This is a genomic window from Myroides sp. WP-1, from assembly GCF_014145635.1.
Classification (GTDB): Bacteria; Bacteroidota; Bacteroidia; order Flavobacteriales; family Flavobacteriaceae; genus Flavobacterium.
On sequence record NZ_JACHTC010000020.1, the window covers coordinates 24252 to 37261 of the forward strand.

At 36.6% G+C, this 13010-nt stretch carries 8 protein-coding genes; 5 read left to right on the forward strand and 3 right to left on the reverse strand.

Going from position 1 to position 13010, the window contains the following annotated elements; genetic code table 11:
• Window positions 1–453 precede the first annotated feature (453 nt).
• The 3 genes from H4K33_RS14290 to H4K33_RS14300 are packed head-to-tail and all read right to left on the reverse strand — an operon-like array spanning window position 454 to window position 1911.
• On the reverse strand, window positions 454–1380 hold the full coding sequence (locus H4K33_RS14290; RefSeq protein ID WP_182650160.1) for a HipA domain-containing protein: 927 nt from the start codon (window positions 1378–1380) through the stop codon (window positions 454–456).
• On the reverse strand, window positions 1373–1708 hold the full coding sequence (locus H4K33_RS14295; RefSeq protein ID WP_182650162.1) for a HipA N-terminal domain-containing protein: 336 nt from the start codon (window positions 1706–1708) through the stop codon (window positions 1373–1375). Before H4K33_RS14295 ends, H4K33_RS14290 begins: the two co-directional genes overlap by 8 nt.
• Complete coding sequence (locus H4K33_RS14300; RefSeq protein ID WP_002992043.1) at window positions 1708–1911, reverse strand: type II toxin-antitoxin system Y4mF family antitoxin; 204 nt, start codon at window positions 1909–1911, stop codon at window positions 1708–1710. Before H4K33_RS14300 ends, H4K33_RS14295 begins: the two co-directional genes overlap by 1 nt.
• A gap of 620 nt (window positions 1912–2531) precedes the next feature.
• Between H4K33_RS14300 and H4K33_RS14305 the strand changes: the two genes are divergently transcribed.
• From H4K33_RS14305 to H4K33_RS14325, 5 genes are all read left to right on the forward strand, one after another.
• Window positions 2532–2756: a hypothetical protein gene (locus tag H4K33_RS14305; protein WP_182650165.1), complete on the forward strand. Its 225-nt coding sequence runs from the start codon at window positions 2532–2534 to the stop codon at window positions 2754–2756.
• Between the two features lie 330 nt (window positions 2757–3086).
• The gene (locus H4K33_RS14310) at window positions 3087–4457 is read left to right on the forward strand and encodes a PKD domain-containing protein (RefSeq protein ID WP_182650167.1); all 1371 of its coding nucleotides are present in this window, start codon (window positions 3087–3089) and stop codon (window positions 4455–4457) included.
• Window position 4458: 1 nt separating this feature from the next.
• The gene (locus H4K33_RS14315) at window positions 4459–6117 is read left to right on the forward strand and encodes a hypothetical protein (protein ID WP_182650169.1); all 1659 of its coding nucleotides are present in this window, start codon (window positions 4459–4461) and stop codon (window positions 6115–6117) included.
• A 2-nt stretch (window positions 6118–6119) separates the two neighbouring features.
• Window positions 6120–10853, forward strand: coding sequence for an Ig-like domain-containing protein (locus H4K33_RS14320; RefSeq protein WP_182650171.1), 4734 nt, complete (start codon window positions 6120–6122; stop codon window positions 10851–10853).
• Between the two features lie 3 nt (window positions 10854–10856).
• Window positions 10857–13007: a fibronectin type III gene (locus H4K33_RS14325; protein WP_182650172.1), complete on the forward strand. Its 2151-nt coding sequence runs from the start codon at window positions 10857–10859 to the stop codon at window positions 13005–13007.
• Window positions 13008–13010 lie beyond the last annotated feature (3 nt).

Here is a 13010-nt window from a genome sequence, read left to right on the forward strand (position 1 = left end):
TCTCTATTACTTCAATAACATAGGAAAAAATAAAATGGCAAAAAGTAGATGAAAACTTAAAGCGAATGGACGCTTTTTTTTATGAGAGAAATATAAAAAAAGCGTCATAGTAACTACTACAACGCTTTTTTTTAAGAAATATATTTTTAGAGAATTACTTCTCGATACAATAATTTAAAACCTGCATTCATAGGGTTTAACCTTGTTTTTTGTATTTTTGTACAACACTTTTTTTAGAGTATTTCAAAGGAAAATCAACGGATGGGTTTTAACAGATGAACGAGAAAATATTGTTGTTTTGGTTGAATAATTTACAATAAAAAGGGAAGTGAATTTTTCGATTTGGACAGGTTATTTTCGATTTCAATTTCCACAAGAATACTTTTTGTCCTGAGATAAATGAGCGCTGTATATTTTTATTTTCTAGTATTTTATTCCTGATTAACCTTTTCTCTACAATCCAATCTGTTTCAACTTTTTAGTGAAGATTGCTTTATATTCTTCTTTGTACTCATCAGTTAAAAAGCTTCGATCTATTAAGTCATATACTTTATTAGCTTGCTTAGAGAAATCTTTATAGATATTATTCCTTACAACTTCAGTAATACCTAAGCTTATAGCAAGTTGATCAAAATCATCATGCTTTATTTTTCTTTTGCGCCCATTTAACGTTAAGGCTAAGTCCTCTTTATCATCAGGAAAGATTAAATTCACATTTAAAAGGTCATACGCTGGAGAAAATAAGATACCCTTATCTGTGTGTATTAAAGAGAAGTTCTTTAAGTGCATGTCGTTATTACCTGTTATAAAGCTAAACAAGACAAGTCTAAAGTATTTGATCGTATCTAAGCCCGAATTGGTAGCGTATCGTTTAATGATCTTCCCTACACGCTCATAAGAGCTTTTGTATTTTTGTTCCGTTAACAATTCTGATAACTGACATAAATCTTCTACGTGAATTTTTTTGTCTTTCACGCGATCAAAACGCTTGGTAATATAAGCCAGTTCACCGGTAGAGGTGCGAATCAAAGCATGTTGAGCGGTTTCAATTTTAAATAGCTTAGCTACGTGCATGGTCAAGTCTTCTACTTCAGGCATAAAAGCAAAATTAGGAGATTGAGGTTTTAGGATGTAATCTCCCCATAAACCGACTAAGGTTAATCGTTTACTACCGTTTTCACTGTTTAAACTTAAGGATATCTTAGGTTGTACCCCTGTTAATGCTAATCGTTCGTTTACCGTTATTTGTGCTAATTGATCTAATTTTTCTTTATCTAATTCTAATATAGGAACTTGTGGTGTGTCAAAGAACTTCTTTGAACAAGTAGGATGATAGTCGCCTGTTTCAACAGGTTGATAACAAAATAAACAGTTATTCATGATTTGCCGCCTCCATCGGATAAACTGAGACCGCTCCAATAGTGTCTCTACATAAGTTGATTAATAATTCAAATCGATCTCGAGGATTTAACTTCCAATGTTTTTCTCCGATATCTAATAACCATCCTTCAGGAATTAACCCATCGAAAAAAGGGAAGAGTACATTGCTGTGATAGGTTTCTTCAGATAGGGGGAGCGTTAGGCTAATTGGATGCGGATGAGGTGTTCTTAGATAATCTTGATTATAGTAAAAGGAATATCCATCATCTCCTTCCAGGAGATAACCAGCTAACTGATCTTGAAAGTATATTTTTGCTTGTCGTGCCATTATTCTCTAGTTTGATCAATTACACCAACCTCTTTACCAAATAAAGCTAACACATCGTTTACTTTGTCTAAACGGAGTGTTTTTTTACCTTGTTCTAAATCACGTACAAAACGCAAGCCTACACCAGCATTCAGTGCTAAATCTTCTTGCGTAAGCTTTAATTCTTTTCGCTTTTGCTTTACAAATACTTGTATTGAATCCATATCTATACCTTTTCAGGTATAAATATACATAAAAAAATAGAACAATACCCCTTCGGGTATAGTTTGTATAGAATTCAATATTTTATACCCGATAGGTGGTATTTTATGAGTTAAATAAAGCATTTTTTCCTTCAAATGGTCTATTTAGATACTAACCCTATTACTTTTTCAGGAATTGTCCACGATTATTCAAATGACGACAAAGGCTTTATTGTTTGGAAAGGCTTATTAGAAGGGTGATTGACCTAAGGATATTCAAATTTTGATGGTGTAAATAAGCATATTTGATTCCTAATACTACCTCTAACTACTTTTTTTATAAATCCTTACTATTTCTTGGTATTTTTGAATGATAATAAGCTTTGTACAAGTAGAAGAGACAAATGGTTATCTCATGATAGGAGTGTATTTGGCCGTTTTTTTAATCGTTTGCAGCGAGTAGAATGTTATACCTGGCGATACAATAATTTAGATCTTAGCATTCATAAGGGGTTAACCTTGTTTTTTGTGCTTTTGTACAACTTTTTTTAAAGTATTTCAAAGGAAAATCAACTCATTCAATTTAACAGATTTATCGGAGGGACATTGTAGGTGATGTTAATGAACGTAGATCAGGTAATATGATAGAGCTATTTTCTATTGAGGGAAAAAAGATAACCAATACGTATGAAGAAGATGGTATTACGGAGATTACAGCGTTTGAAATTGAAGCGTTGATAGAGAAGAAGTTGGTACTATTAGATTTAGATCAAATAGCTGAATCTGCAGCAGAAGAGGAAGAGTGGCCAAAGGGAACTCGATTTGTACAAATTGAATTGGTGAAGAAACAAATATCCATTTATTAGCGTATAGAAGCCATCTAGATTAAAATCTAGGTGGCTTTTTTTGTGTGTTTTTTTTCAATTGTAGTTACTAGTTAGGTGTAAAAAGACAGGTGTAGTAAAACTGGATATTTTGTTAAATATGATGTTCTTTTGATTGATGTTTGATTTTTTTGTAAATGATTGTAAATGACTTAAGTGTGCTGTATTTGTTGTGTTTGGGTGTAATTGTTGAGAATTATTTATTTGATAAATGATTTTTAATCTCATTTTTAAGTATATGTTGTCTTTTTTAATTTAAATGTTTGTTTGTATTTTTGCGAAAAAAAAGTTAAATAAAGAAAAATTACCATTTTGAAATCACAGTTAATACTGAAAGGTGTAGGGGTAGTAATGGCATTCATTCTGCTATATAGTTGCTACAACGAACAGAGTGAACCAGTACAAGCTTCGTTTGAATATCAATACACAAAAGCCAATCAAACCATTCCCGCTCTTCTTACTTTTATCAATAAATCTACAGGTGGAGATCATTATTCTTGGGAATTTGAAGGAGGGCATCCACAAACTTCTTCTGCAAAAGACCCTGGGCAGGTATCCTATGTCAAACCGGGTAAATACACGGTTACCTTAACAGTAACGAATGTAGATGGAGAGGAAAATACCACAAGTCAAGTTATTGAGCTTTTCGATACTGTAAAAGGAGATTTTACCTATACCGTAGCCGGAAGTAAGTACCCTCCTGTTGTAGTAACAATAACCAATGATATTGAGGGAGAGGGATTGAATTATTTATGGCAGTTGGAAGGATCTCAAATTAAAGAGTTTAAAGGAAAAACGCCTCCTGCGCTTCAGTATGAGGTACCAGGAACCTATGATTTAATTGTCTTGGTGAGTAATGGACAAGATACGGTTCGAAAAGTAAAAACGTTAGAAGTAGCCCCTGATATTGCTGTTGATTTTACGTGGGAAGTAGCGCATCGTGATTATGATTACCAAGCACCTGTTCAAGTACACTTTAAGAATAAAACAATTGCTGCAGATACATTTCAATGGGAATTTGAAGGAAGTGCTACTCCAACGAGTACAGCAGTTGAGCCAACTGTTGTTTTTAATCGAGTAGGAAAGCAAAAAATTAAACTAACGGCAAGTAATGACAAAAAGAGTAAATCGATTGTCAAAGAAATTGCTATTTATGAAGATACCAATTTGTATGTATTAACGGATATTAAATTGGGAAATATGTTTAGTCACAATACGAGTGAAATACCTGCTTTATATTCAACTAGTCAAAGACAAGCCTATTTTACCAGTGAGGTCGATGCTCAAATAGCACCTGCTATTGATGTTGTATTTACAGGGATGACAAGTAATCTTTCGCGAAGTAAATTTAGCAGTCCTTCTTCGATTCACACGAGTGGATTGCTGCCTTTTGAAGGCGGTCAACACGTGAAAATTATCAATTCTCAAGAGCTGTGTAATTGCGGAGTGAATTTTACAATAACTGATTTCTTGGCTTTAGAAAATGACCGTCCGCTTCAGCGTATTGAGATTGTAGAAACAGCTGGTGGACAGCAGTTCTTTACAAATCAACAACAGCGCATTGTTTTATTTGAGACAAGTGATGGGCGAAAAGGGGCAATATATGTAAAGGAATTTGTTCAAGTCAACACACAACATGCGTATGTTTTGTGTGATATAAAAGTTCAAAAAGTAAGGAGATAAGATGAGGACTAGAGTAGGATGTATTGCTTTGTTTTTATTGGGATGCATATCAATACAAGCACAACAGATTGATATAGAAACGCTCATGAAAACTAGTAAGGTGAAGGTGTATGGCGGAATCAATGCCAATGGAATGTATAACAATGCGGGTACGGGAAACCAAGATCCCTTTACGTATACACTGAGTGGAAATTTAGGGGCAAGTTATAAAATGTTTTCGATGCCCATTAGTTATACGATTACCAATCTAGGAGATCAGTTTGGCTATCAGATGCCGTATGACTTTAATCGTTTTAGTTTAGCTCCAAAGTACAAGTGGATTCAAGCCTATTTGGGAGATGCAAGTATGAGTTTTTCCAATTACACCCTAAATGGTCATCCGTTTAGAGGTATTGGAGCGGAGTTAACCCCCAAAGGACCTGTAAAAGTTAGTTTTATGGGTGGGCGACTCCTTAAACCAACAGAAGCAGATAGCTTAGGATACCAAGTTGCGACGTATAAGCGAATTGGAGTTGGAGGAAAAATCGATTTTGAACAAGATCAATATAAGTTGGAATATATTTCCTTTTATGCCAAGGACAAAGAAAACTCGATTGTCAATTCTGGTGGAGCAATTGCCAAAGAAAATTCAGTGAATAGTTTTAAAGTACATACAACGGTTATTCCCAATGTTGAACTAGAAGTGGAATATGCGTTGTCTATACTTTATGATTTAATTCCTCAACAAATAGAAGATAATACATCGACATTAAAAACGCGATCTACACACAAAGCAGTAAAGACATCGGCGAATTATAATCTAAGTAAATATCGCATTGGTTTGGTTTATGAAAATGTGGATCCTGAATACCAAACACTAGGTGCAATGTATTTTAATAATGATTTGGAAAACGTAGGTGTTACTTTTTCCGGACCGTTTGTAAAAGATCGCTTGATGATTAGCACCCAATTGGGGTATCAACGCGATAATCTCGATAAGAAGAAAGCACAAGACAGCAAACGCTTAGTGGGAACACTAAATGCGAGCTTTATTGTTAATGAGCAATTGAATATCAGCGGTAGTTATTCCAATTTTTCTACCCATACGAATAGAAGGTTGGATCAATTTGATTATATCAATGATCCTAATTTAAACCCCGCAGATACTTTAAACTACAAACAGCTCTCTCAAAATGCCAATGCAAATATCAATTACATCTTAGGCAAGGAGAAGCAGCACAATATTAATTTCAATTATTCCATAGCTGGACAAGCGAATAAACAAGGAGGCGTAATTCGCAAAGGACAATCGAGTACGGTTCAGAATTTTAATTTGGTTCACACGCTAACAATGAAAAGTATAGCGGCTGGACTGAGTACTTCTTTGAATTATACAGATAATAAAATTAGTGCGATGAACTCCAATTCGTATGGTGCTGGCGTGAATTTTATGAAGAAATTTTTAGACAATAAGCTCAATGCCACTTTAGGGGGACTTTACAATCAAATGCAAACCAAAACGGGGAATAACAGCGTATATGGAGTGAAGTTCAACGCGAGTTATGTGTTTTTGGAACAACACAATTTTTCATTGAATGGCGTGCAGATGTTTAGACAGCTATACACGGGAATGAACACCAATGATTTAACCTTAACCTTCAACTATAGTTATAGTTTCTAGATATGAAAAAGATAGTATTGTTTGTTGCTTTATTTAGTTTGTATAGTATAACTCTTCAAGCTCAACAGACAGGTGCAGATGCAGCTGAAAAGGTAACTGAAGCGGTAGCTCAACTAAATAAAGTAAAAGAAAGTGGAAATTGGACGGACAACTTCAGCAGTGAAGATTTGATGACCTTGCCTATTGGAATAGCAACGGGAAATGATAATGCACTATATCAAGTAGCCATAACAAAGGCGAAGTTTTTTCCAGAATATGCTGAAGTAACGGTGTTCTGCCAAATTGATATTCCGCAAGGAACCAATCAACAGGGAAATCAAAATGCACCTCGATCGTTGTATTTTGGGGCAGATGGTATTAAAATATCGAATCAAGGAGGTATCATTGGTGATGCCAAGCTTACCTTATTAGGCGACGTCCATGTAGAATTAGGAAGTAAATGGGGTATGTCCTTATATGGTGGATTTGATATGGATACTGGTACAGTACTCAATCAAACTTACGTAACCATTGATTGTGATGGGTTTAAGGAACTCCATCTAACGGGTACCGTTCACTTTAGTGATGAATTAATAAAGAGAATAGACACCAATATGGGGGATGTTATACCTGGAACTACACGTGAATACGATCATCCTCTATTGGGAAAACAAATCATGCCCAACCGAGTAAAAGGGGATTTTCGCTTTACGGCTAAGAGTTGGAATGATATCTTGGTGAGTGTAAGTATGGAACCTTTCACCTTAGCTGAAAAACAAAATGGAGAAAACTATCAAGGAAACTTTCAATTTCACGTCAATAATGCGGTTTTAGATTTATCGGATAGTCGCAATGATGTTAGTGTGGTTTTTCCAAGAGAATACAGAGAAAATGGACTGTTGTTTCCAACAGAGCAGAGTTGGAGAGGGGTGTATGTCGAAAGTTTAGCGGTGGCTTTACCAGCTGAATTTAAAACAAAGGACCATCCTACAAAACGCATAGAAATAGGAACGCGTAATTTAATTATTGATAAACACGGTGTTTCGGGTATTTTTTCTGCCACGAATCTCTTTCCTTTAGATAAAGGAACAACATCTACAACGAATGCATGGGCCTATTCACTTGATTTATTAGAGGTTAGTTTTGTAACCAATCAATTAAAAGGAGGAAGGTTAGAAGGGGATATCCTCTTGCCTATTAGTAAGGCAAAAGAAGGAGAGCAAGCGTCAAAAACGGCTCTGGGGTATCATGGTTTTATCTCGCGAAGAGAATATGGGCTTCAAGTCATCACAAGAGACGATATCGATTTCAATATTTGGCAGGCTAAGGGAGTTTTAGCGAGTGGAAGTGCAGTAGAATTAAAAGTAAAAGAAGGAAAATTCTTGCCTAAAGCCAATTTAAGTGGTCGAATTTCTTTTCACGTTAAAAATAATGAGGCGAAACAAGATGATCCTAATGAAAAGGATTTAGTTGCGTTTCAAAACATAGATTTCCAAGACCTTCAATTGCAAACCGTAGCTCCGATGATTGCCGTTCGAAGTATGGGAACCAAAGGAGAATTGAAATTCAATAATTTTCCTGTGTCTATTGGCAACATTGAAGTGAGAATGGACGATCGCTATGCTGCCTTGCGTTTTGATCTTGGCTTGAATTTAATGGATAGCAATATGTTTTCGGCTCAAGGGGGAATATCCATTGTAGGAAAATTAGGTTCAGAAGGAGTGGTTCAGAAATGGAGATTCGACAAGATCGATATTCACAAGATTATTGTGGATGGTAGTTTTAGTGGGATGAATATCCACGGTCGATTAGATTTGATGAAAAAGGATCCTGTATATGGAGATGGATTTAATGCGGAGTTATCGGTGCAGTACACAGGAGTTCCAGCAGGTGAAGATACAGCAGAAGGCAGCCAAGGAGAAGGCATGTTTGGAATAAAGAGTAAAGCTATTTTCGGACGCAAAGACTTTAGATACTGGTATTTTGATGCTTCGGTAAATTTTAAAGGTGCCTTTATCACTGGTTTTGGTGGAGGAGCTTATTATCAGATGCGAAGAAAAGCAGGATTAGATCCTACGGAGTTTTCGCCTTCAGGATTGTCCTATGAACCGGATTATAAAACAGGATTAGGTGTAAAAGCGCTCCTTCGAATGGGATTTGCGGGTATGGTTGATGCAGAGGCTTCTTTTGAAACGGCCTTTACCAAATCAGGTGGGATTGCATTTATTGGAATGTATGGACGTGGTACAATTTTAAGTGAAATTCCGGGTGGAAGTGCGATTGCTAATGCGATTGCTAGAGTACAACAAAGTACGGATTATTTTAATAAAGCTCTCCCTCTAGATATTCTTGATGTTGTGGGAGGAGTTCAAGGGGCTAAGGACGATTTTAAGCAATTAGGTCAAGATTTATTGTCAACCGCTCCAAATACACCAACGGGGAGTTTAGTTACTACAGCAGAAAAAGAAATGCCAACGGATAAAAGCGGAGGGATAGCTTTTGGCTTTAGAACGCAGGTGGGTATAGAACACGATATAGAGAATGGATCTGTATTCGGTATGTTTAAAGCATATCTAGATGTACCTGGCGGATTGATTTCAGGAACAGGACCTGATGGAACGGTGGGATATGCTGAGTTTTACAAAGGACGCAAGGATTGGCACCTCTATATGGGAACACCTGATCAAAAGGTAGGCGTGAAATTGGGTATTGGAAGTGTCTTCTTAAAAATTGGTTCTTACTTTATGTCGGGAACCAAGCTTCCTGATAGTCCACCACCACCAGCTCAAGTAGCCCGTATGCTTGGGGTAGATGCTAAAGAATTAGACTATATGCGCGATGAAAACCAACTGGCTAATGCTGGAGGAATGGCCTTTGGAGCGAGTTTAGAAATTGATACAGGGAATTTGAATTTCTTGATTATGTATGCTCGATTCATGGCAGGAATGGGCTTTGATATTATGTTGAAAGATTACGGAGATGCTTCTTGCTTAAACACGAGTTCGGATCGCATTGGTATTGATGGTTGGTATGCCAACGGACAAGCCTATGCCTATTTACAAGGAGAGTTGGGAATTCGCGTGAAACTTTGGTTTATCAAAATGAAAATTCCTATTCTAACCGCAGGTGCCGCAGCGTTGATGCAGGCAAAATTGCCAAACCCTTTCTGGGCTAGAGGCTATGTTGGTGGACATATGAATGTTCTGGGTGGATTGATCAAAGGAAAATTTAGATTTAAGGTAACTATAGGGAAGGAATGTGAGTTTGCAGATGCTGGAATACTTGGTGGAATGAAGATGATTACCGATTTAACGCCAAAAGAAAACAGTGAAGACGTTGATGTGTTTACAGCACCTCAAGCAACTTTCTCTATGAAAGTCAATGAACCGTTGATCATTCCTGAAGACAGTGGAGATAATACGTATAAAGTGGTATTGGATACATTTAGAATTATAGATGAAGCAGGAGTAGAAGTACCTTCTTCAATTGAGTTTTCTCAAATGAAAGATCGCGCTACGATTCTCCCTACTGATGTATTGGGATCGAGAAAGAAATACAAAGTAGAAGTTGAGGTTAGCTTCTATAAATTAGAAAATGGAACATATATCCCTGTTCTAGAGAATGGTAAACCCGCAAAAGAAACCAAAAGCGTTGAATTTATCTCGGGTGAAGCGCCTGAGTATATTCCGTTGCACAATATTAAATACGCTTACCCTGTGGTCAATCAACAGTATCTATATACTAAAGAATATCCACAAGGATACATTCAATTAAAACAAGGACAGGATTATTTATTTGAGCTAGATCAATGGGAAACCACAATTAAAATGACAGATAAAGAATCAAAAGAAGCATTTGACGTTGGGTTTGCTTATAACACAAGTTCAAACCAAGTAAATTATGAATTGCCGAAAAAGCTAAAAAATCAGAAAGAATACTTGTTCTCAATTATCAGTACCAGTAAAACAGGACAAGTGATTGACAGAGAAAAAACAAGGGCTTATGCAGGTCAAACAGAAACGGGACAATCGACAAATGAAGAGGGGAATGATATTCAGATTACTGAAAATCAGGCAGAAACTGTATTGTCAGAGGGAGAAGTAGATCGCTTGTCTTATGGATTTGCTACAAGTAAGTATAAAACGTTTGTCGATAAGATGAAGGCAATCAAAACAACATCGTACAATTTTGGTGTGAAGTATTCCGATGCCATTTCATTAGAGAATGCCATTCGTTCCGATGAACCTTTTGAATCCATCGAATTGACAGGATCTAATTTTACAGATGGTCAACCGTTATTGATTCCCGAAGCGACGTTGGATGACAAGTATTTTACAATTGATATCAATCCGTATTTGTACGCCAATTATCAAGGAGAGGGGCAATATACGTTTACGCATCGAGATACAGATGAATACGGAATAGTACCGAGTAAGGCTTTGTTTATTAGAAGTTATTATTTGATGAGTGCGGACCGAAATGTGAACAAGACATGGAGAATGTCATACTTCCCATATACGTATAATTTGGGACAAATTTACAAAGAAGACTGGGTCAATCTAACGGATCAAATTGCAAATGATGCGATCGATCATCCTCTTGTGCCTAACTCGATTTACTATGAACTCTTGCGCAAGCGCTTTGAATTCATGCGTCACGGCGATTACAATATAAAGTTGCATTACACCTTACCAGGAGATAAACAAAAAGCAACGTATCAGTATAAGTACAAAAACTTAAATGAATTTAGATTTTAGACGATGAAAGTAATTGATTTAAATAAAGAAACAAATCGAACCAATACAGTCCACAAGATTATAGTTGGAGTCATGCTATTGTTATCAGCCTTGAGTTTTGCACAAGATACTTCTGAAGCAATAGAACAACCGATGGTTAAGATAGCAGCACGTGCGCAAGAGGATGCAGTACTATTGCGATGGGGAGTTACCACACCCAGTGCATGGAGAAAAGCCAAGGAGAATGGTTATGTACTTTATAGACGATTAGTTAAGAAAGACGGACAAATTATCGAACATGCACCTAAAGAAACGCTAGCAGATAATATTCAACCTGCTACACAGGAATTGTGGGAAAAAGCGATTGTAGAAGATAAAAATGAATATGCGGCAGTAATTGCACAGGCGCTATTTGGTGAAAGTTTTCAGATGGAAGATACAGGAGAGATAGAAGATAGTGAGCTTGGGAGAATCATCAATACAGCTGAGGAAATTGATCAACGCTTTTTGTTTTCGCTTTATGCGGCTGATATGTCTTTTGAAGCTAGTTTGTTAGCCGGATGGGGATATATTGATAGAAAGGTAAAAAAAGGAGAGGAATATATCTATCAAGTAGAAGTTAGAGCAGAAAATAGTATTGGAAAAGGTGCTACACTAATTGGTGTAGATCAGTATGAACCCTTGCCGATGATTGAGGATTTTATCGCGATGGGGGGAGATAAAAATGTACTTTTTGGTTGGTCTGCAACCTTATACCGCAATGTTTATGTTTCCTATGTTATCGAAAAATCGGAGCAGGAAGAAGGACCATTTTTCCCGCTAAGTGAAAGAGGAATAGTCGATTTGCACGCGGCAACAGCAGATAGCAAGCAAAATCCACTCATTTATTATGCAGATACTTTAGCAATTAATAATAAAGCCTATTATTATCGCATTTATGGGATCAGCTCTTTTGGAGAAAAGGGACAAGTATCCAAGCCGATTGTTGTAAAGGGGATCGTTGAAAATGAGGTAGCTCCAGTTCTGCAGGGATTTTCCTATGACAACCAAGGTGGAGTGGAACTCTTTTGGGATTTCCCAAAAGAAAAAGAAGCTGATATAAAAGGGTTTGAGCTGGAAGTAGCTACCTCTATGGAAGGAGGATTTACAAGAGTTGGAGGAATACTAGATAAGACTAAACGCAGTCACAAGCAAAAAGACTTAGAACCGTCGAATTATTTTAAAGTTGCTGCAATTGGATTAAACGATAGAAAAGTACAATCCATGAGTGTTTTAGTTCAGCCGATTGATAGTATACCACCTGCTATTCCTACAGGATTGCAAGGGCAAATCGATAGTTTGGGCGTGGTGCGTTTAACTTGGAACGCCAATACAGAAAAAGACTTGTTGGGGTATCGCATCATTAGAGGACAACAAGCCGATGAAGATTTTGTCGATGTATTTAGAAATGCCTATCCCACCAATCAGTACATTGATTCGGTGAATTTAAAATTTTCCAATAAAAAAGTATATTATCGAATTGCAGCAGAAGATAAACGACACAACGTGTCAGAATTCTCGGAAGTATTAGTTTTAGAGAAACCGACGACTATTCCACCTATCGCACCTATTTTTATCAATTTTGAATTACAAGCAGATGGAGTTGTATTATTCTGGGAAAATAGCAGCAGTGAAGATGTAGATTTAGTTGTACTATCGAGAAGAAAAAGAGGAGAGGTCTTATGGCAGTCTTTAGCGCATTTTAGTGAAGGGGAAAGCTCTTATACCGATCAACACAATTTAGAACCCAAACAGGAATATGAATACCAGATTCAGGCGAAAAACACCGCTAATTTATGGTCTGATTCTGGTGCAATTAATACGAAAATAACGATTGAAACCTTAAATATTAAAGCTAGAAAGGTATTGAAGAATATTGAAGCAATAGTGGATAGAGAAAAACGAAGAGTATTGCTCAAATGGGATTATAGCGTCGATAAAGCGAAAATTGATTCTATCGAAATCTATAAAAATGAAGTAGGAAAAACGCCTTTTTTATGGAAAGTAATCAAGAGTAGTGATGCTGACTTTATTTTAGATAGTCAGTTGTCATTGAATACAGCCTATGAATATCACTTGCTTCCTAATGTAAAAGAAGGAATCGGCAAGGGAGAGCAAATTGAGGTTAAATTTTAAGAA

Coding starts and splice junctions, on each gene's coding strand:
- H4K33_RS14305 (WP_182650165.1), top strand. CDS start 2,532: ATGATAGAGCTATTTTCTATTGAGGGAAAAAAGATAACCAATACGTAT.
- H4K33_RS14295 (WP_182650162.1), bottom strand. CDS start 1,708: ATGGCACGACAAGCAAAAATATACTTTCAAGATCAGTTAGCTGGTTAT.
- H4K33_RS14325 (WP_182650172.1), top strand. CDS start 10,857: ATGAAAGTAATTGATTTAAATAAAGAAACAAATCGAACCAATACAGTC.
- H4K33_RS14300 (WP_002992043.1), bottom strand. CDS start 1,911: ATGGATTCAATACAAGTATTTGTAAAGCAAAAGCGAAAAGAATTAAAG.
- H4K33_RS14315 (WP_182650169.1), top strand. CDS start 4,459: ATGAGGACTAGAGTAGGATGTATTGCTTTGTTTTTATTGGGATGCATA.
- H4K33_RS14320 (WP_182650171.1), top strand. CDS start 6,120: ATGAAAAAGATAGTATTGTTTGTTGCTTTATTTAGTTTGTATAGTATA.
- H4K33_RS14290 (WP_182650160.1), bottom strand. CDS start 1,380: ATGAATAACTGTTTATTTTGTTATCAACCTGTTGAAACAGGCGACTAT.